Consider the following 17,937-nt stretch of genomic DNA (forward strand, 5'->3'; position numbering starts at 1 on the left):
TACCTCGCGGCCGTGGCCGACGACGCCGGTGGAACGGGGAACGCGCCGATGAGCGACGCGAACGACGTCACGTGCGCCCGTTTCGCGCTCGGCGAGTTCGCCGTCCGCCCGCGCTCCCTCCACGACGAACGGCCGCCGGGGCTGCTGGCCGGACGTTACGAGGTCGGCCGGCTGATCGGCAGCGGCGGCACGGCGCGCGTGTACCGGGCCTTCGACCTGCGGCTCGAGCGGGAGGTCGCGGTCAAGATCTACGACCGGGACGTGGTCGCGCTGGACCAGCGCCGCCGGCTGCGCGAGATGAGCATCCAGGGCAGCATCACCCACCCGGGCGTGGTGGCGCTGCTCGACAGCGGCACCGAGCACGGCCGGACGTACCTGGTGATGCAGCTGGTCGAGGGCGAGAACCTGGCGGAGCGGCTGCTGGGCGGCCCGATGCCGGTGGCCGAGGTGACGGCGCTGGCCGACGGGCTCACCGAGGCGCTGGCCCACGTGCACGCGCTGCGGGTCGTCCACCGGGATCTCAAGCCCGCCAACGTGTTCCTGTCCGAGGCCGGCCCGCTGATCGGCGACTTCGGCATCGCCCACGCGCTCGACACGACGCACATCACCGGCACGGGCGTGGTCCCGGGCACGGCGGCGTACCTGGCGCCCGAGCAGGTCGGCGGGGAGCCGGCGGGCCCACCCGCGGACGTGTACGCCCTCGGATTGATCCTGCTGGAGTGCGTGACGGGCCGCCGCGAGTACCCGGGCACGATGGTCGAGGCGGCGATGGCCCGGTTGACCCGGGCGCCGCGAGTGCCGGAGGGGCTGCCGGCGTCGCTGGCGCACACGTTGCGGAGGATGACGGCCCGCGAACCGGCCGACCGCCCGACGGCGGCGGAGGTGCGGCAGCTGCTGCACGCCCCGGCGCCGACGCTGCCGTGGTCGGCGGGACGGCGAGGGATCGGCGGGGCGGGGGTGCTGCGGCGATGGCATCGCGTCCCCGGCCACCACAGTCCGCACGACCCCACCGTGCGTGACCTCGGCCTTCCGCGCCGGCCCGGACCCGCCGGCCCCACCGGACCCCGCAAGATCCTCGCCGCCGTAGGCATCTCATCGACCAGCGACCCCGCCCAGCGCCGCCGGTTCACCGCGGCCGCCGGGCTGACCGCCGCGGCCGTCGCCGCCGTTTCCGCCATGCTGCTCTCCGCGCCGGAGCCCACGACCCCGGCCCCGGCCCAGCCGCCGGCGCCCAGCTCTCCTGCACCCACCCAGGCGCCGCTCGCCGGGTCCGGGACCCCGGATCCGCGCCCCGGGGCGACCGAGTCCGCCGACCTCGAACCCGCCGCCGTCACCCACGAAAGCGCGGCCGCGCCGAAGACCACCAAACCCGGCAAGCCGCCGAAGAGCGAACCCCCCGGCAAGGCCAAGGGCAAAGGCAAGGGCCCGGGCCACGACTAGGACCACCGGCCGGGTCCGATCCGGGCCCAACGGCCCTGGTGCCGGAAACCCATTCGGAATAGACCGGAAGCCGTCTCGAATTGTTTCCCCGAATTCGGACTCGAAGCAATAACGACCGGTAACCGGAAGCCGTTCCGCTCCGACACACCCCACGTGTCCGGTCGGTCGCGTTCCGGCCCCGGGCACCACCGCCGGGAATCCCCGCCCGGTTCGCCGAATTTCCGGAGGTCTTGATGAGTGTCCACGCTGCCCTTGCGCGGCCGGTTTTCGGAACACCGCGCGGGCGGCACGCCAAGCCCCGCTCCGCGTGGCCGCGCATGGTCGCCAGGACGCTCTTCCTCTTGTGCGGGTTGATCTCCGCCGGCGCCGTGATCGGCGCCGACTGGCCTCCGGTGCTGCTCGTCGTGCCCGCCGCCGTGCTCGTGCTGCTCGTCGCGGGCGTCCTGAAACTGCGGACCGCGTCGCAGAAGATCGACTCCATCTTCGCCGAAGAACTGACGCGGGAAACGCCTGCCGAAAACGGCGTGAGCGTCGAGATTTCCTGACCTCAGATCATTTCCCGCACGCCACAAAACTGCTCCTCGGCAAAGGGATGGCACCCCTGGTGACCTCGCCCGGCCCCGGCGTACAACGGTCGGGCACGGCCACCGCAACGCCCGTGAGGCGTTCGAGATTGGGGAGTCACCATGGCCGATCCCGTTACCCCCGCGCAGCCAGTCGAGCTCGACCGGGTCCGCACCGAACTGGCCGCACAGGGCCACCCGTGGGTCATGGGCGAGAACTCCATGACCATCCTCGAAGAAGACCAGCGCCGGTGGCGCCAACTACGTCACGGCGGTCAAGGACCAGGGCGACTGCGGCTCGTGCGGCTCGTTCGGCACGGTGGCCACGATGGAGACCGTCGCCGCCTTCACCCGCGGGCAGCCGGGCCTGAAGCTCGACCTGTCCGAGGCGCACCTGTTCTACACCCACGGCGCGAACGACGGCGCGACCTGCGACACCGGCTGGCCGAACCGGCTCGCGACCACGCCGTCCTACACCGCGCTGACCGGCAACCCGGCGGCGATGAAGGAAAGCTCGCCGCGTGCGGCACGCGGGATCCGTTCACCTTGGGCTGATTCCGGGCGACACTCACCGGCGAAGGATTCCCTCTCCCCACTCAAAGGTATAGCCGACCCCTGGGCTTGTGGCAAGACCCCGGCGCGGGTCCACAATTCGGGCTCACCATTTTCGGCGAGGGGATCCTTTCATGCGTGTGCTGCTGTCCACGATCGGTTCGCGGGGCGAAGTGCAGCCGGTGCTGGCGCTGGCCTCGGAGCTGAGAGCGTTCGGCCAGGACGTCCGCCTGTGCGTGCCGCCCGATTTCCGGGACTGGCTCGAAGAACTGGGCTTCGACGTCGTGCCGATCGGTCCCGTACTGCGAGGGACGGCGTCGGCGCACCAAGGCAAGCCGACGCCCGAACAGATCCGGAAGTCCACCGAGGACACCGTCACGACCCAGTTCGAGACGATCGCCGTCGCCGCCGAGGGGTGTGACGTCCTGGTCGCCGGCGGTGCCCTGCAGTTCGCCACTCGCTCGATCACCGAACGGAGGGGCGCCGCCTACGTCTACGCGAGCTTCTGCCCCATCACCCTGCCGTCCGATCTGCACGCGCCGCCGCCGATGCCGTGGCGAACGCCCGGAAAGGCGGAAAACCGCGCCCTTTGGGAGGAAGACGCGCAGCGCTGGAACGCGTTTTTCGGCGGCAAGGTCAACGAATACCGGGCGGCGGCCGGGCAGGCCCCGGTCGACGACCTGCAGAACCACGTCTTCACCGACCGGCCATGGCTCGCGGCCGACGCCGCGCTGGCGCCGTGGCCCGAGCCGGGCGACCCGCGGATCGTCCAGACGGGCGCCTGGATCTGGCCGGACGAGCGTCCCCTGCCGGACGAGCTGCTCGAGTTCCTCGACGCGGGCGAGCCGCCGGTGTACTTCGGGTTCGGCAGCATGCGCGCACCGGGCGAGGTCGCCGTGGCGGCGCTCGCGGCGGCGCGGGCGCACGGTCGTCGGGCGATCGTCTCCCGAGGGTGGGCGGATCTCATAGCCGACGACGCGCCGGACTGTCTGGGTATCGGCGAGATCAACCAGCAGGCGCTGTTCCGCCGCGTGGCGGCCGTCGTCCACCACGGCGGAGCGGGCACGACGACGACGGCGGCTCGCGCGGGCGCTCCGCAGGTGGTCGTGCCGCAGATGTACGACCAGCACTACTTCGCGGGCCGGATCCGCGACCTGGGCCTGGGCGCGGCGACCGAACCGGGCGTGCCGACGGCCGAAGCGCTGACCTCGACGCTCGAAGTCGCGTTGCGGCCCGAAGTGACGACGCGGGCGCGGGAGTTCTCGGGCCAGGTGCGCGCGGACGGCGCGAGCGTCGCGGCGCGCCACCTGCTGACGACGGTGCCGCTCGCGTCCGCCTGAGCCGAGCTACCCGGCCGTCTTCGGCAGGTACGGCCGAAGGGTCATCGCGGTCACCCGGTCGAGGAGCCGGTCGGGCAGGACGCGCGTGAGGCGGGTCAGGAGGGCCGCGTCGCGGCCGATCGCGTAGCGCGTGCGCGGCCGGCGAGCGGTAGCGGCCTTGGCGACGATCGCCCCGGCTTGGTCCGCCGGCAGGCCGGCCCGGGTGAACCGCAGGGAATGGGCGACGACGGCTTGGACCAGCCCGCCGTACCGCCGCTGATGCTCGGGGGACATCTTCTCGGCGAGGCCGGTGGCGGTCGCGGCGCCGCGGTCGCCCATCTCGGTCCGCACCGCGCCGGGCTCGACGACCACGACCTGCACCCCGTGCGGGGCGAGTTCGCGGCGGAGCGAGTCGCTGACCGCTTCGAGGGCGAACTTCGTCCCCGCATAGGGCCCGTAGGTGGCCATCGCGACCTTCCCGCCGACCGAGCTGATGTTCACGATCCGGCCGCGGCTGCGGTGGAGGAAGGGCAGCAGCGCCTGCGTGACGGCGATGTGCCCGAACAGGTTGACGTCGAAGAGCCGCCGCCACTCGTCCAGGGGAAGCGCTTCGACGGGCGCGTTGACCGAGATGCCCGCGTTGTTGACGAGGGCGCGCAGCGGGCGGCGGTCCGGGTCGGCGGCGATGCGGCCGGCGAGGTCCTGGACGTGCTCGGGGCGCGTGATGTCGAGGATCACGGGCTCGACGCCGTCGGCGCGGATCGCGTCGCCATCGCTTTCGCGGCGGACGCCGGCGAGGACGTGGTAGCCGCGAGTGGCGAGTTCGCGGGCGGTGGCCGCGCCCAGGCCGGTCGAGGCGCCGGTGACGACCATGAGCTCGTTCTGATGTGACACTGTCATATGAACGATGATGCGTGGTTCATGTGACACTGTCAACTATGGTGACGCGAGCTGAAGCCGCCGCTGCGACCCGGAGCGCCCTCGTGCGGGCCGCGTCCGAGCTGCTTGACGAGGGCGGACCCGACGCGGTGACGCTCCGCGCGGTGGGCGCCCGCGCGGGCGTCTCGCGCGGCGCGCCTTACGGGCACTTCGAGGACAAGCAGCACCTGCTGACCGCGCTCGCCGTCGACGCTTGGAACTCGGTGGCGGACGAAGTGGAAGAACTGCGCGCCGACGTCGACGCCGCCCCGGGCGACCGGCTCGAGCGAGGCCTGCTGAAGCTCATCGAGGTCGGCCGCCGGCAGCCGCACCTGTACGCGCTGATGTTCAGCACGCCGGTGAGCGGCGACCCGGTGGCCGCCGCGGCCGCGACCCGCGTGGAGAACGAGTTCCTCACGCTCGTCGCCGACGTGGTCGGCGAGGCCGACGCGCGTCGTTATGGCGCGCTCCTGATGTCGAGCGCGCACGGGATCGCCGGGCTGGAGCTGAGCGGTCACCTGGCGAAGGAGAAGTGGACGGTCGACGGCGACGAGCTCGTGCGCCTGCTGGTCGACGCGATCCGGCCCGGCTGATCACCCGGCCGGTTCGGGGAAGCCGCCGTCCCGGTTGTCCGCATCGGCGACCGCCGCGGGATCACCCCTCCGCGGCCGCGCACAGTTCCGGGACCACCGTCTCGATGTCTTCGCGCAGCACGAAATCGGCGTCCTCGTCGTACGGCGTCGGGTCGCGGTTGACGATCACCAGCGTCGCGCCGGACCGCACGGCGACCGTGCACAGGGACGCGGCCGGCTCCACCTGCAGCGAGCTGCCGATGGCCAGGAAGACCTCGCTCGCCGCGGCGACGTGACGCGCTCGCCCGAGGACTTCGCCGTCCAGCGTCTGTCCGAAGAGGACGACGTCGAGCTTCAAGATCCCGCCGCACTCCGGGCAACGCGGGTCGTCCTCGCCGCGCTCCAGCACTTCGGTGGTCGAGAGCCGCACCGGGCAGGAGGTGCACCGCGTGGTGTGCATGGTGCCGTGCAGTTCGAGGACCTTGCGCGCGGCGAGGCCGGCTTTCTGGTGCAGGCCGTCGACGTTCTGGGTGAGCACGCGCACGGCGGCCCCCGAGCCGTCCAGCTCCGCGAGGGCGCGGTGGGCGGCGTTCGGCTCGGCCCGCCAGGCGGCGTGGCCGGTGTAGCTGCGCCAGAACTCCCGGCGCACCTCGGCGTCGGCCATGAAGTTCTCGAGCGTGAAGGCGTTCACGGCACTCGGCGTCCGCGTCCACACGCCGTCGGGCCCGCGGTAGTCGGGAATGCCGGACGCGGTGGAGATGCCCGCGCCGGTCAGCACGCCGATCAGCCGGGCACCGCGGATCCGGTCGATGAGTTCCATGCGCCGGAGGTTAACGACCCGCCGGCGCCGCGACGACCGGATTTACCGCCACGTTGTCACACCGCGGCCCCGGCCGGCGACTCACACGGATGAGGAAGGTGGTCCCATGAACCCTGCACTGATCGGCGTGCTCGCGACGGCCGTGGTCTCCCTGGCCGGCATCTGGATCGGGCGCCTCACGACCCGGCAAGCGGATCGCCGCCTGCGCCAAGAGCACCTCGACGAAGTGGCCAGACTGAAGCTGGACGCCGCGATGCGGGCCGGGGAACTCTTCTCCACCAGGGAGAACTCCCCCGCTGACCCCGCGGCGATCGCGTCCGGGCTGCTCGCCCTCACCCGGCTCGACCACGCCGAGCTCGCGGTCGCCCTCCTGGTCAACCTCTGGTCGACCGAGGAAGAATCGCGGGTTGCCCACGAGACGGCGGTACTGGTCATCGACGCCGCGCTCAAATCGCCCGGCAACGCGCAGCTCGTCGCCGCGGAGTTGTTGTGCCGCAACGCGCATCGCCTGAACTCCTGCCAGTCGTTGCACTGGCCGAGCACCCTCGACGGCGGCTGGGACCAGGAGTTCGGCCCCAAGACCAAGCTACTCCTGATCGACGCGCTCATCCGGCTGACGCTCGCCCACCCGAACTGCGAGGACGCGCTGCGCTCCGTCGCGGTCCGCCTCTACGGTATCTGGCGCGGTGACGAAGACCCCCGCGTCCGGGGTTGCGTCGGCAGGCTGATCGGCGCCTTGGTCCCGGCCTTGAACCAGCTCGGGTACACCGACTTCATGCAGGGCAAGCAGACCGTGCAGCTGTGCGAACTGGAAGCTGCCGCCGCGAGTGGAACCCAAAATCCGGACGGCTACCTGGACCGCATGGTCGACGACCGGTGCCATCAGCTGTGTTCGTGGGCTACCGAGCACCCCGACCCCGCAGCTTGTCTCGTCACAGCCGTGTGACGCGCTCAGTCCTTCCGCAGCCGCAACGCCAGCGCCGGGCACGCGGCCGCCGCGCGTCGGGCCTCCGCCGCCAGCCCCGGCGGTACCGGACCCGAAGCCACCACCGGATAGCCCCACTCGTCCAGCCGCACCGACTCCGGCAGCAGGTCCGCGCACAGCCCGTGCGCCCGGCACCCGATCGGGTCCACCGTCAGCTTCACGCCACACGCTCCAGAACCCGGCACCGGCCGCCGGCCGAGTGCGCCGCCACGTCAGCACCGAACACCTGCAACGCGCTGGCCGCGAGCCGCGCCGCGCCGTCCGGGTGCGCGCACGCCCCGCGGCCGGTCAGCAGGGGGAGACGGCGGGCCAGCCGGGCCGTCGCAGGACCGCCGCGAAGCAGGTCCGCGAAGTCCGCCGCGATCGCCGGGAGGCCGAACATGCAGGGTCCGCACTGCCGAGCCGACTCGGCCGCCAGATACGCCAGCACCTTCGCCGTGTACTCGAGCCCGCACGCCCGGGCCGGAAGCGCGTACACCGCCGAAATCCCCGACACTCCGAGCCCGAAATCCGACGTCCAAGTCCCGCCGTAGCCGCCGGCCAGCACCGCCTGCACCGGCTCGGTCTCGCCGCCCGCCACGGCCAGCACCGCCGACAGCGACGCGCCGGGCGCCGTCTCCACGACCGCGGGCCGCCGGACGGCACCGGTCACCGTGACCAAGTCCCGGCGGGCGGACACGTAGTGCCGCGGGCCGAGGAGGATCACCAAAGCCAGCTGCGCCAGCGTTTCGACGTTGTCCACGAGCGTCGGCCGGCCGCGCACCCCGCGTTCGTCGGGCCGCGGCGACTTGCCGAGCGGCCGCGCGTCTCCTGACGTCAGGTGGTGGACGAGCGCCGTCTCCTCGCTGGCGACGTACCTCCGCGGAATCTCTTCGACGCGCACCGGCACGCGGTCGTCGCGCTCGGCGAGCGCCGCGAAGACGCTCGGCAGCACCGGGCTGCCCGCGTGCACGCAGAGAACGGCCTCCCCGGCACCGACGGCGTGCGCGGCGAGCTGCAGGCCGTCCAGCACCAGGTGCGGGGACAGCGTGAGCAGCGCGGCGTCCTTGTGGCTGAGCGGGTCGCCTTCGCACCCGTTCGCGACGACGATCGAGCGCGGCGCCCGGGCCGAGCGCAGCTTGACCGCGGTCGGGAAGCCCGCGCCGCCGCGGCCGCGCAGGTCCGCCGCGGCGACGGCTTCGATCAGCCGGTCGCGGCCGTCTTCGCCGTGGTAGGCGACCCAGGGCACGACGCCGTTGCGGCGCCGGTGGCCGGCCAGGTCGAGGCGGTGGGGCGGCAGGATGGTCATCGGGTGCCTCCGAGCGGCGAGAGCTTGCGGGTCGCGGTGTCGGCGTCCTGGCGGGTCGCCCGGAAGGCGACGGCGCCGAGCACGGCCAGCACGCAGAGCACGTCGAAGGCGACGATCCAGCCGTACGCGGCGTCGTCTTCGGCCATGCCGAAGCCGTGCACCAGCGCGACCGGCCAGCAGAGGTAGGCCAGCCAGTGGACGGCGCGCCAGGCCCGCGGCGGGATGCGCGTGCGGAGCAGGCTGGTGACGACGATCGCCGGCAGCAGGTCGATCGCGACGGCGCCGAAGCCGACCCAGAGCGGCTGGTAGGCCGAGCCGAACGGGACGACGACGTCGAGCCAGCTCAGCGAGACGTAGCCGTCGAGGATCGCCGACGCGATGTGCGCGCCGAGGAACGCGAGGCTGGTCAGCGCGAGGTTGCGGTGCAGGGCGGCGACGGTGAACCGCGGCCACGTCCGGGTCGCGAACCGGCCGGCGCCGAGCGCGCCGAGGACGACGACCCCGGTGAAGAGCACGAGCGAGACAAGCCCGGTCGCGCGGCTGAAGTACCAGACGGCGGAGCTCATGCGGCTTGCCTTTCCGCGGGCCAGCCCGTCGTCGTGACGACCTCGCCGGCGTCGGAGGTGAGCCGCGCGGGCAGCCGGCGTTCCTCGAGCCAGCGCGGCGCGCCGGTCCCGAGGACGATGGCCGCGGTGCTCGCGGTGTTGGCGTCCACAGTGGACATCGCGGCGACGGAGACGGTGCGCCAGCGCGGTTTCGCGACGTCGCCGGTCCGCGGGTCGACGATGTGGTGCACGGTGCGCCCGGCGTGGCGCCAGCGCCGGTTGGCGGTGCCGGAAGTGGCCAGGCCGCCGGTGTTGAGGGCGATCAGCGCGGCCGGCCGGGTGACGGCGTCGGCGTGGTCGTCGCCGAGGGCGACCTGCCAGCCACCGGCGGGTTCCGGACCGGCGACGCGGAGGTCACCGCCGAGGTTGACGAGGACACCGCACCCGAGAGCGGCGTGGATCCGGCTCGCGGCCCGATCGGCGGCGAGGGCTTTCGCGGTGGCGCCGAGGTCGAGGTGGACACCGCGCGGGAGGACGACCAGCCGCAGGGCGGGGTCGAAGAGCACGCGGTGCCAGCCGGGCGCGGGAGCCGGGTCGGCCGCGGTCGAATGAGAAACAGGGTTAGCACACTGTTTCTCACTCGCGACCCCGGCGACCAGCGCGAAGTCTCGGTCGTACCCGAGCGCCCGGACCGCGGAACCGACCGTCGGATCCACCAGCCCCCCGGTCAACCGGGCCGCGCGCAACGCCGCCCCCAACGCCTCCGCCAGCAGCTCACCGACCCGGACCTGCCGCCCCGCCTGCTCGTGGAGCCGTGAGATCTCCGAGTCCGCCCGGAACCGGCTGCACGCGAGGTCGATCGCGTCGATCTCCTCGCGTAAGAGCCCAGCCGCCGAGGCAAGCCGCGAAGGGTCGGTGACCACCACCGATGCCGTCGTGCCCAGCGCGCGGAACGCCCTCGCCGCCGTCGTCACGACGCACCCGAGCCCGTGTGCGCGCGGCCCGAGCCGGAGCTCACGCCGCCATCCGACGACTGGAGCTGGTCCTGGGTACCGACGGAGCTACCCGAGTCGGTGCTGGTCCGAGTGGTGGCGGATGCCGTCGAAAGGCCGAAGCCGATCGCGCCGGCGGTGGCCGCGCCCAGCACCGCCACCGTCGCGGTGACCAGGGCGGCCTTGCGCCGGCCGTGCTCGCGGCGGGCCGCTCCGCCTGTCGTGGTGGGTTCCATGGGACCGAGTCTCGGCGGCGTTCCTTTGAACGAGCTGGGAGCGACCTGTCAACTCCCTGACGCTCCACAATGGACACCTACCTTAGGAGGTTGACACCGGAAAGCCATTCACCCACTCTTTCCGTTGTCCGCCGGAGGTTTCCTGGTGTTCACGAACCGGACCACGACACGCCGCGTTCCGACCCCGTGGAGTGGACATCATGAGGCGCCCTCACCCGCCACCGTTGGAGGACCCATGATCCGCAAGCGGATCTTCGCCGCGTTCGCCGCCGCCACCCTGGTGACAGCCGGTGTCGTCACCGCGGTCGTCGTCACCGGAACGGACGAATCGACCGCAGTACAGCCGACCGCTTCCACCGTGCCGGCGTTCGACCACATCGTCCTCGTGATGTTCGAGAACAAGAAGTACTCCTCGATCAACGGCAGCTCCAGCGCCCCCTACTTCAACACCCTCGCCTCGCAGAGCGCGAAGTTCACGAACTCCTTCGCGATCACCCACCCGAGCCAGCCCAACTACGTCGCCCTCTTCTCGGGCGCGACGCAGGGCGTGACCAGCGACAGCTGCCCGGCCGACCTGGGCGCGAAGGCCAACCTCGGCCAGCAGCTGATCGGCGCGGGCAAGACGTTCAAGGGCTACTCCGAGTCGATGCCCTCCGACGGCTACACCGGCTGCTCCAGCGGCACCTACATGCGCAAGCACAACAGCTGGGTGGACTTCTCGAACGTCCCGGCCGCGAGCAACCTCCGCTACACGAGCTTCCCCACCGACTTCACCCAGCTGCCGACGGTCGCTTTCGTCACGCCGAACATGTGCTCCGACATGCACGACTGCTCGGTCGGCACCGGCGACACCTGGCTCAAGAACCACCTCGACGCGTTCGCCCAGTGGGCCAAGACCCACAACAGCCTGCTGATCACCACCTTCGACGAGGACAGCGGCACGTCGGTCAACCAGATCTTCACCAGCTTCACCGGCGCGCACGTCAAGGTCGGCAGCTACAGCGAGTCGATCAACCACTACACCGTGCTGCGCACGATCGAGGCGTCGTACGGCCTGCCGGGCATCGGCGGCGCCGCGAGCAAGTCGCCGATCCTCGACGTCTGGCAGTAACCCGCGTGTACCTCTCCACCATCGGCCGCCGGGAGCACGCCGCGAAAGGCAAGCTCTCGGCGGTCGGCGCGAACGTCTTCGCGCTCGGCGCGGTCAGCCTGGTCACCGACGTCTCGTCGGAGATGGTCACCGCGGTCCTGCCCGTCTACCTCGTGCTCGGCCTGCACCTCAGCCCGGCCGCGTACGGCGTGTTCGACGGCCTCTACACCGGCGCGACGGCGTTGCTGCGGATCGTCGGCGGGTACGTCGCCGACCGGGTCCGCCGCCGCAAGGTCGTGGCCGGCGCGGGCTACGCGCTGTCCGCGGTGGCGAAGCTCGGCCTGCTCGCGGCCGGGGCGTCGGCCACCGCGATCGGCGCCGTGATCACGCTCGACCGCACGGGCAAGGGCCTGCGGACGGCGCCGCGCGACGCGCTGATCACCCTGTCGACGCCGGAGCCGCTGCTCGGCCGCGCTTTCGGGGTGCACCGGGCGATGGACAGCATGGGCGCGTTCGCCGGCCCGCTGGTCGCGCTCGCCGTACTGGCCGCGGTCGGCGCGACGAACCCCGAGGCGTTCGACGCGGTGTTCGTCGTCAGCTTCTGCGTCGCCGCGATCGGCGTGCTCCTGCTCGTGCTGTTCGTCCGCGACCACCGGACGCCGAAAGCCGCGGCGAACCCGGTGTCGCCCCGCGCCGCGGCGGCCCTGCTGCGCGGCAGCGGCGTGCGGCGGCTGCTCGTGGCGGCGTGCGTGCTCGGGCTGGCCACGGTCGGCGACGGGTTCGTCTACCTGCTGCTGCAGCACAAGGAGGACATCGCGACCGGCTGGTTCCCGCTGCTCGCGGTCGGCACCAACCTGAGCTACCTGCTGCTGGCCGCGCCGCTGGGCGTGCTGGCCGACCGCGTCGGCCGGCTGCCGGTCGTGCTGGGCGGCTACGGCGCGCTCGCGCTCGTCTACCTGCTGCTGGCCGGGCCGGTGTCCGGCTGGCCGCTGTTCGTCCTGGCCCTGGCGTTGTACGGCGCGTTCTACGCGGCGACCGACGGCGTCCTGATGGCCCTGGCCGGCCCGCTGCTGCCGGAGTCCCTGCGCACCACGGGGATTTCGCTGGTGCAGACGGCGCAAGCGCTTGCGTACTTCGCCTCGTCCGTCCTCTTCGGACTGGCCTGGCAGTTCTGGGGCGCCGGGCTCGCGATCGGCGTCGCCGCGGGTGCGGCGGTGGTCGCGATCGCCGTGACGTTCGTGGTCCTGTCACCCCGGAAGGCGGCGTCGTGAAGACGCGGATCCTGATCGCGATCACCGGTGTGCTCGTGTTCGCCGGCGCGGCAGTGGCGTACGTCGGGTTCGCCGGCGCGCGCAGCCACGACGTCGCCGCGACCGGCGTCGTGAGCCTTTCCCCCGGCCCGCGGGTGCTGTTCCGCAGCACCGCCGACGCCGACCGCGGGCACGTCGCCACGGTGTCCGCCACCGACCCCGGCGGCCCCCGGACCGTGTCGCCGCTGTCCTGCAGCCGGGTGTACGCCGCCGGCGGCACCGGGCTCTGCCTGCGCCAGGACGGCGACCTGACCACCTACCAGCTGGCGGTGCTCGACGCGGGCCTCGCGGTGAGCCGGGAGATCCCGCTGGTCGGGCTGCCGAACCGGGCGCGGGTGTCGGCGAGCGGCCGGATGCTCGCGTGGACGGTCTTCGTCACCGGCGACTCGTACAACGGCGGCATGTTCTCCACCCGCGCGGGCATCCTCGACACGGCGACCGGCGACCTGGCCGGGACCCTCGAGGACTACGCGGTGACGCTCGACGGGAAGCCGTACCAGGCCGCGGACCTCAACTTCTGGGGCGTCACGTTCACCCAGGACGACCGTCACTTCTACGCGACGATGTCGACGGCCGGGCACCGCTACCTCGTCGCGGGCGACTTCGCCGCGCACACGATCCGCACGCTGCGCGAGAACGTCGAGTGCCCTTCCCTTTCCCCGGACGGGACGCGCGTGGCGTTCAAGTCCGCTGTGGACGGTGATCCGGCTCGCGGGTGGCGGCTGTCCGTTGTGGACTTGACGACGGCGGAGGTGACGCCGCTGGCCGAGACCCGCAGCGTCGACGACCAGTCCGCGTGGCTCGACGACCACACGATCGGCTACGGCGTGCCCCGCGGGCCCGGCCACTCGGACGTCTGGTCGGTCCCGGCCGATGGCTCGGGCGCGCCCCGGCTGCTGATCCCGGAGGCGGAGTCCCCCGCGGCGCTCAGCGACGCTCGTACCGGGCGATGATCACGCCCTTCGTGGTCGGGACGCTGCTGGTGAGCGTGAACTCGGTGAGCGGGGCCGGTCCCTCGAACAGGCGCCGGCCCGCGCCGAGGGTCAAGGGGTGGATCAGCAGCGTGTAGCGGTCGACCAGGCCGGCGGCGTGCAGGGTGTGCACGAGCGAGGCGCTGCCGATGACGGACAGGTCGTTCCCGGGCTGCGCCTTCAGCTCGGCGACGGTCTTCTCGGCGTCGCCGGCGAGCAGCACGGAGTTCTGCCAGGCATCGGCGTCCTCGAGGGTGGTCGAGGCGACGTACTTGGTGGCGGCGTTCATGTGCGTGCTGAAGGGGTTGCCGTCGTCGCGCCCGGCCCACGCGCCGACGAAGTCTTCCCAGGTCCGCCGCCCGAAGAGCATGTCGCCGGCGCGGCTCATCTCCCGGGCCATGACCTCGTCGGAGTAGCCGTTGCCCCAGCCGCCGTGGGCGAAGCCGCCGCGGGTGTCCTCATCGGGCCGGCCGAGGCCCTGCACGACGCCGTCGAGGGTGACGCTCATGGTGACGCTGATCGAACGCATCGGGGGTCCTTCCGTCCAGGTGGCTTTTCACCTCCTGTACGAACGGCGGGACCGCGGATCGACAGCGGGTCAGTCCAGGTCGCGCAGGCCGTCCAGGATGCGGCGCATCAGGAGGGAGTCCGGGGGCGCGAACGCGAACCGCGAGACCGGCACCCGGCCCGAGGGCGGACGCGGCGGCGGGATCATGCGCGGGACCCGCCACGGCAGCCCGTCCGGGGACGAGTCGCGGCCCGTCTGCTCCGGGATCGGGAGCGTCGGCAACGCGATCGTGCGCGCTTCGGCCAGCCGTCGCGTCGACTGCTCGTAGCGGAGGCGGGCCTGGATGCCGGCCACCGTCCAGTCCGGCTCGGGGTCGGGCTCCCCCGAGCCGGTCGCACCGCGCGGACGGCGTTCGAGGGAGATGGCCCAGGCCGCCGCGGCGAGCACCGGGAGCAGCAGGCCGGCGATGATGGCGAAACCGGACAGGGCCGCGGCCATCACGAGGCCCCGGCGACGGGTAGCAGCATGGCGTTCACTTCCGGACTTGCGGTTCTTCCGAAGCATGGCCGACACCTGGATATTCGACGTGAACGAATGTTTCGCGGACCCCGGAGCCCCATCATGAACGACGGGCAACGCTCCCGCAAGCGGCCGAACGGGGTGGCCCGTCCGGGCGGTGAAACCGCAGGTCGGAACCGGTTTTCGGGTAGCCGGAACAGGCCCCTCACCCAGTAGTACGGGCGCCGCGGGCGTCCGGTTCACTTTGTTTTTTGTACGCCTCCTGTACGCCGCCGCGGCAACTCGCCGAATGCGATCAGCGCGGTCGTAGCGTTCGGTAGCGGCCGCGGCTTGGGGCGCCGGTGGCCGAGTGGGCTGCGGCGAGTGTCGCGAATGACTCATTCGCGGCGCCGGAGGTCTCGAATGAGTCATTCGCGACCTTCGCCTCCGCTAAAACCCCGCCCCGGTCGGCCCGTGAGGGCACCCAGAGCGCGGTGAAGGAGAACGCCCCAATGTGGCCTTCGGTGCGTTCAACGCACCGAAGGGCCCCTTGGGTGCGTTCAACGCAACCAAGGCCACATTGGGGCGCTGGAGACTCAGCCCAGCGAGCAGCTCCGGGCCAGGTCGGCCGGGGTCGCGCCGGCCGGACGGGCGATCGTCCCGGAAGCCGGCGGACGCACTCCGCGCAGCCACTCGCCCAGCGCGTCGAACGCCGTCCGGAAGCACGGGCCCAGCGGCCGCAGCCGGTCCGGGAACTGATCGACCAGCCCGTCGACGTGGTTGCCGTCGACCACCCGGTAGTACCGGTGCAGCGACCCGCGCCCCGCGGCGGCGATCACGCGCTCGTACACGTCGGAGTCCCGCGTGATCGGCAGCAGCGTGTCCAGCGTCCCGTGCAGTGTGAGCAACGGCTTGCCGATCCGCCCGGTCAGCGAGATCCGCTCCACCGCCCGCGCCACCGAGGCGGGCCGCGAAGAGTACGCGTAGTCCGCGTCACACGACGGCGTTCCCGAGGCGCAGAAAGGCGTCCCGGCCGAAAGGGAACCGTCGAACGACGGGTCCACCTCCTCCCGGTAGATCCGCTGGGTCAGGTCCCAGTAGACGCGGTAGTGGTAGTCCCACAGGAACTCCGACCCCGGCGCGAACCCGGCGTCCAAAATGGACTGGTGCGCCGACGACGACCCCGCCGCGTAAGCCGGGTACGCGCGAAGAGCCGGCGGCAGGAACGTCAGCAAGTTCGGTCCATCGGCCCGCCACAGCGTCCCCTCCCAGTCGACGCCCCCGTCGTAGAGCCACGGCCGGTTCTCCAGCTGCCACCGCACGAGGTACCCGCCGTTGGACAGCCCGGCGGCCAGCGTCCGCGTGACCGGACGGCGGTAGTGCGAAGAGACCGCCGAACGAGCGGCCAGCGTCAGCTGCGTGACGCGCGTGTTCCACTCGGCCAGCGCGTCGCCCGGCCGGACGCCGTCGTCGTAGAACGCGGCGCCGGTGTTGCCCTTGTCGGTCGCGGCGAAGGCGTAGCCCTCGGCCAGGGCCTGGTCGCCGATCGCCCGGTCGTTCGCGTACTGCCGCCGCACGCCCGGCGAACCGGACACGACCAGGCCGCCGTTCCAGTGCACCGGCAGGCGCAGCACGAACTGCGAGTCGTGGTTCCAGCCGTTGTTGGTGTTCGCCGTCGACGTGTCCGGGAAGTACCCGTCGACCTGGACGCCGGGCACCCGGCCGTACGTCGGCAGCCCGGCCGACGTCAGCCCGGCCCAGTCGGCCTCGACGGTGTGCCCGGACGCGAGCGTGCCGGTCGTCGTCAGGTCGGCCAGGCACACGGCGACCTGCCGTTGAGCGCCGGGCACGTCCACCCGGCAGCGCCCGGCCGAAGCCGACGCCGAGGCGGGCAGCGCCGCCGCGAGCGCCCCCGCCAGAACCACAACCAGCCATCTGCGCACGGTCCACCTCCGGGTCGATGGACAGAACCCAAGCGCGTGCACCCGGCGAGAGCCACCCCGCCGGTCACCATGAATCGCCGCGAGGATGTGGTGGACGGCCACATGGTCCGAACCAGCGGGCCGATTTAGCGTCGCTGGAAACCCTCTCAACGACGAGAAGGACTCCCTCATGCGCAAGCTCGCCTTCGCCGGACTCGCCGCGATCACCGCCGCCGTGCTCACCACCGTCGGGGTGGCCTCCGCCGACCCGCCGCCGTCGTCCCTGGTCCAGGTCGCGAACTTCGGCGCCAACCCGGGCGCCCTCGCGATGTACACCTACACGCCGGCCGGGCTCGAGTCCGGGCGCCCGGTGGTCGTGGCCCTGCACGGCTGCACGCAGAGCGCCTCGGACTACTACGCCCACTCCGGCTGGCCTCAGCTGGCCGACAAGTGGCGCTTCGAGGTCGTGTTCCCGCAGCAGTCGACCGCGAACAACTCGCTGAAGTGCTTCAACTGGTTCTCCACCGCCGACGACACCCGGGGCAACGGCGAGGCCGCGTCCGTCAAGTCCATGGTGGACAAGGCGGTCGGCGACCACGGCTCGGACCGCGCCCGCGTGTTCGTCACCGGCCTGTCCGCGGGCGGCGGCATGACGGCGGACCTGCTCGCCGCCTACCCGGACGTCTTCGCCGGCGGCGGCATCGACGCGGGGCTGCCCGCGCAGTGCGCCACCAGCGTCACGCAGGCGACGAGCTGCCAGCAGAACAACCAGAACCTGACGCCGGCGCAGTGGGCGGCCAAGGTCAAGGCGCAGTATCCCGGCTACAGCGGGCCGTGGCCGCGCGTCGCGATCTGGCAGGGCACCGGCGACTACACGGTCTACCCGGTCAACGGCACCGAACTGCGCGACCAGTGGACCGCGGTGCACGGCGTCTCCCAGACGCCGACGAGCACGCAGTCCCTGCCCGGCGGCACGACGTTGACGAACTACGCCGACAAGGTCCAGCTGTACTCGATCGCCGGCATGGGCCACGGCACCGCGGTCGACCCGGGCACCGGCTCGACGCAGTGCGGCAGCACCGGCGCGTACTTCCTCGCCGGCATCTGCTCCAGCTACTACACCGGCGTGTTCTGGGGTCTGGACAAGGGATCCGGGACGACGCCGACCACCACGACGGCACCGCCGACGACCACCACCACCCAGCCCGCGGGCACCTGCGTGAACGCCAGCAACTACGCCCACACGCAGGCGGGACGCGCGCACCAGAGCGCCGGCCAGGTGTACGCGAACGGCTCCAACCAGGCCATGGGCCTGTGGAACACGTTCACCACGCACGCCCTGCGCGAGACGTCCTCGGGCTACTGGGTCCTCGCCGACGGGCAGTGCTAGCCGAAGGGCAGTGCTGAC

The 17,937-nt window shown here is 72.2% G+C and carries 19 protein-coding genes and 1 pseudogene; 10 read left to right on the forward strand and 10 right to left on the reverse strand.

Going from position 1 to position 17,937, the window contains the following annotated elements:
* The first annotated feature begins 48 nt into the window (after nt 1-48).
* From AB0N03_RS33550 to AB0N03_RS33565, 4 genes and pseudogenes are all read left to right on the forward strand, one after another.
* A complete protein-coding gene (locus AB0N03_RS33550; RefSeq protein WP_364380142.1) occupies nt 49-1,440 on the forward strand; it encodes a serine/threonine-protein kinase in 1,392 nt (463 codons plus the stop codon).
* 233 nt (nt 1,441-1,673) lie between these two features.
* Complete coding sequence (locus AB0N03_RS33555; RefSeq protein ID WP_364380145.1) at nt 1,674-1,985, forward strand: hypothetical protein; 312 nt, start codon at nt 1,674-1,676, stop codon at nt 1,983-1,985.
* Between the two features lie 289 nt (nt 1,986-2,274).
* Nucleotides 2,275-2,445 (forward strand): annotated as a pseudogene (locus AB0N03_RS33560) (C1 family peptidase); the annotation flags it as partial.
* A gap of 244 nt (nt 2,446-2,689) precedes the next feature.
* Entirely contained in the window at nt 2,690-3,895 is a 1,206-nt protein-coding gene (locus AB0N03_RS33565; RefSeq protein WP_364380148.1) for a glycosyltransferase, read from the forward strand.
* 6 nt (nt 3,896-3,901) lie between these two features.
* On the opposite strand, the gene AB0N03_RS33570 is transcribed toward AB0N03_RS33565, so the two are convergent.
* The gene (locus AB0N03_RS33570; protein ID WP_364380150.1) at nt 3,902-4,774 is read right to left on the reverse strand and encodes an SDR family oxidoreductase; all 873 of its coding nucleotides are present in this window, start codon (nt 4,772-4,774) and stop codon (nt 3,902-3,904) included.
* Between the two features lie 38 nt (nt 4,775-4,812).
* On the opposite strand from AB0N03_RS33570, the gene AB0N03_RS33575 reads away from it, so the two are divergent.
* The gene (locus AB0N03_RS33575; protein WP_364380153.1) at nt 4,813-5,385 is read left to right on the forward strand and encodes a TetR/AcrR family transcriptional regulator; all 573 of its coding nucleotides are present in this window, start codon (nt 4,813-4,815) and stop codon (nt 5,383-5,385) included.
* Nucleotides 5,386-5,446: 61 nt separating this feature from the next.
* Here AB0N03_RS33575 and AB0N03_RS33580 read toward each other — a convergent pair whose 3' ends face one another.
* On the reverse strand, nt 5,447-6,184 hold the full coding sequence (locus AB0N03_RS33580) for a Sir2 family NAD-dependent protein deacetylase (RefSeq protein ID WP_364380156.1): 738 nt from the start codon (nt 6,182-6,184) through the stop codon (nt 5,447-5,449).
* A gap of 106 nt (nt 6,185-6,290) precedes the next feature.
* On the opposite strand from AB0N03_RS33580, the gene AB0N03_RS33585 reads away from it, so the two are divergent.
* Nucleotides 6,291-7,130: a hypothetical protein gene (locus tag AB0N03_RS33585; protein WP_364380159.1), complete on the forward strand. Its 840-nt coding sequence runs from the start codon at nt 6,291-6,293 to the stop codon at nt 7,128-7,130.
* A 5-nt stretch (nt 7,131-7,135) separates the two neighbouring features.
* Here AB0N03_RS33585 and AB0N03_RS33590 read toward each other — a convergent pair whose 3' ends face one another.
* From AB0N03_RS33590 to AB0N03_RS33610, 5 genes are read right to left on the reverse strand one after another with little or no spacing between them, the layout of a single operon-like run.
* Entirely contained in the window at nt 7,136-7,330 is a 195-nt protein-coding gene (locus AB0N03_RS33590) for a ferredoxin (protein WP_364380162.1), read from the reverse strand.
* Entirely contained in the window at nt 7,327-8,457 is a 1,131-nt protein-coding gene (locus AB0N03_RS33595) for an NADH-ubiquinone oxidoreductase-F iron-sulfur binding region domain-containing protein (RefSeq protein WP_364380165.1), read from the reverse strand. Before AB0N03_RS33595 ends, AB0N03_RS33590 begins: the two co-directional genes overlap by 4 nt.
* A complete protein-coding gene (locus tag AB0N03_RS33600) occupies nt 8,454-9,023 on the reverse strand; it encodes a ferric reductase-like transmembrane domain-containing protein (RefSeq protein WP_364380168.1) in 570 nt (189 codons plus the stop codon). Before AB0N03_RS33600 ends, AB0N03_RS33595 begins: the two co-directional genes overlap by 4 nt.
* Complete coding sequence (locus AB0N03_RS33605) at nt 9,020-9,976, reverse strand: FAD:protein FMN transferase (protein WP_364380171.1); 957 nt, start codon at nt 9,974-9,976, stop codon at nt 9,020-9,022. The genes AB0N03_RS33600 and AB0N03_RS33605 overlap by 4 nt, the downstream gene beginning before the upstream one ends.
* Entirely contained in the window at nt 9,973-10,230 is a 258-nt protein-coding gene (locus AB0N03_RS33610; protein ID WP_364380174.1) for a hypothetical protein, read from the reverse strand. Before AB0N03_RS33610 ends, AB0N03_RS33605 begins: the two co-directional genes overlap by 4 nt.
* 235 nt (nt 10,231-10,465) lie before the next feature.
* Here AB0N03_RS33610 and AB0N03_RS33615 point away from each other — a divergent pair, with 235 nt between their 5' ends.
* The 3 genes from AB0N03_RS33615 to AB0N03_RS33625 are packed head-to-tail and all read left to right on the forward strand — an operon-like array spanning nt 10,466 to nt 13,583.
* Nucleotides 10,466-11,341 (forward strand): alkaline phosphatase family protein, encoded by an 876-nt coding sequence (locus AB0N03_RS33615; RefSeq protein ID WP_364380177.1) that lies wholly within the window; start codon nt 10,466-10,468, stop codon nt 11,339-11,341.
* Between the two features lie 5 nt (nt 11,342-11,346).
* Nucleotides 11,347-12,591, forward strand: a complete 1,245-nt coding sequence (locus AB0N03_RS33620) for an MFS transporter (protein ID WP_364380180.1) — start codon at nt 11,347-11,349, stop codon at nt 12,589-12,591.
* Nucleotides 12,588-13,583 (forward strand): hypothetical protein, encoded by a 996-nt coding sequence (locus AB0N03_RS33625; protein WP_364380183.1) that lies wholly within the window; start codon nt 12,588-12,590, stop codon nt 13,581-13,583. Before AB0N03_RS33620 ends, AB0N03_RS33625 begins: the two co-directional genes overlap by 4 nt.
* On the opposite strand, the gene AB0N03_RS33630 is transcribed toward AB0N03_RS33625, so the two are convergent.
* The 3 genes from AB0N03_RS33630 to AB0N03_RS33640 all read right to left on the reverse strand — a co-directional run bounded on the left by AB0N03_RS33630 (nt 13,558) and on the right by AB0N03_RS33640 (nt 16,532).
* The gene (locus tag AB0N03_RS33630; protein ID WP_364380186.1) at nt 13,558-14,130 is read right to left on the reverse strand and encodes a dihydrofolate reductase family protein; all 573 of its coding nucleotides are present in this window, start codon (nt 14,128-14,130) and stop codon (nt 13,558-13,560) included. The genes AB0N03_RS33625 and AB0N03_RS33630 overlap by 26 nt on opposite strands.
* Nucleotides 14,131-14,199: 69 nt before the next feature.
* Nucleotides 14,200-14,673: a hypothetical protein gene (locus AB0N03_RS33635; protein ID WP_364380189.1), complete on the reverse strand. Its 474-nt coding sequence runs from the start codon at nt 14,671-14,673 to the stop codon at nt 14,200-14,202.
* A 530-nt stretch (nt 14,674-15,203) separates the two neighbouring features.
* On the reverse strand, nt 15,204-16,532 hold the full coding sequence (locus tag AB0N03_RS33640; RefSeq protein ID WP_364380410.1) for a tannase/feruloyl esterase family alpha/beta hydrolase: 1,329 nt from the start codon (nt 16,530-16,532) through the stop codon (nt 15,204-15,206).
* Between the two features lie 187 nt (nt 16,533-16,719).
* On the opposite strand from AB0N03_RS33640, the gene AB0N03_RS33645 reads away from it, so the two are divergent.
* Nucleotides 16,720-17,919, forward strand: a complete 1,200-nt coding sequence (locus tag AB0N03_RS33645) for a PHB depolymerase family esterase (protein ID WP_364380192.1) — start codon at nt 16,720-16,722, stop codon at nt 17,917-17,919.
* The last annotated feature ends 18 nt before the right edge of the window (nt 17,920-17,937 follow it).

It is taken from the genome of Amycolatopsis sp. NPDC051061 (genome assembly GCF_040682935.1).
Lineage (GTDB): Bacteria > Actinomycetota > Actinomycetes > Mycobacteriales > Pseudonocardiaceae > Amycolatopsis.

Excerpts from the sequence above, each read along its gene's own strand:
- AB0N03_RS33550 (WP_364380142.1), top strand. The coding sequence starts at position 49 with ATGAGCGACGCGAACGACGTCACGTGCGCCCGTTTCGCGCTCGGCGAG.
- AB0N03_RS33555 (WP_364380145.1), top strand. The coding sequence starts at position 1,674 with ATGAGTGTCCACGCTGCCCTTGCGCGGCCGGTTTTCGGAACACCGCGC.
- AB0N03_RS33565 (WP_364380148.1), top strand. The coding sequence starts at position 2,690 with ATGCGTGTGCTGCTGTCCACGATCGGTTCGCGGGGCGAAGTGCAGCCG.
- AB0N03_RS33570 (WP_364380150.1), bottom strand. The coding sequence starts at position 4,774 with ATGACAGTGTCACATCAGAACGAGCTCATGGTCGTCACCGGCGCCTCG.
- AB0N03_RS33575 (WP_364380153.1), top strand. The coding sequence starts at position 4,813 with ATGGTGACGCGAGCTGAAGCCGCCGCTGCGACCCGGAGCGCCCTCGTG.
- AB0N03_RS33580 (WP_364380156.1), bottom strand. The coding sequence starts at position 6,184 with ATGGAACTCATCGACCGGATCCGCGGTGCCCGGCTGATCGGCGTGCTG.
- AB0N03_RS33585 (WP_364380159.1), top strand. The coding sequence starts at position 6,291 with ATGAACCCTGCACTGATCGGCGTGCTCGCGACGGCCGTGGTCTCCCTG.
- AB0N03_RS33595 (WP_364380165.1), bottom strand. The coding sequence starts at position 8,457 with ATGACCATCCTGCCGCCCCACCGCCTCGACCTGGCCGGCCACCGGCGC.
- AB0N03_RS33600 (WP_364380168.1), bottom strand. The coding sequence starts at position 9,023 with ATGAGCTCCGCCGTCTGGTACTTCAGCCGCGCGACCGGGCTTGTCTCG.
- AB0N03_RS33610 (WP_364380174.1), bottom strand. The coding sequence starts at position 10,230 with ATGGAACCCACCACGACAGGCGGAGCGGCCCGCCGCGAGCACGGCCGG.
- AB0N03_RS33615 (WP_364380177.1), top strand. The coding sequence starts at position 10,466 with ATGATCCGCAAGCGGATCTTCGCCGCGTTCGCCGCCGCCACCCTGGTG.
- AB0N03_RS33630 (WP_364380186.1), bottom strand. The coding sequence starts at position 14,130 with ATGCGTTCGATCAGCGTCACCATGAGCGTCACCCTCGACGGCGTCGTG.
- AB0N03_RS33635 (WP_364380189.1), bottom strand. The coding sequence starts at position 14,673 with ATGCTTCGGAAGAACCGCAAGTCCGGAAGTGAACGCCATGCTGCTACC.
- AB0N03_RS33645 (WP_364380192.1), top strand. The coding sequence starts at position 16,720 with ATGCGCAAGCTCGCCTTCGCCGGACTCGCCGCGATCACCGCCGCCGTG.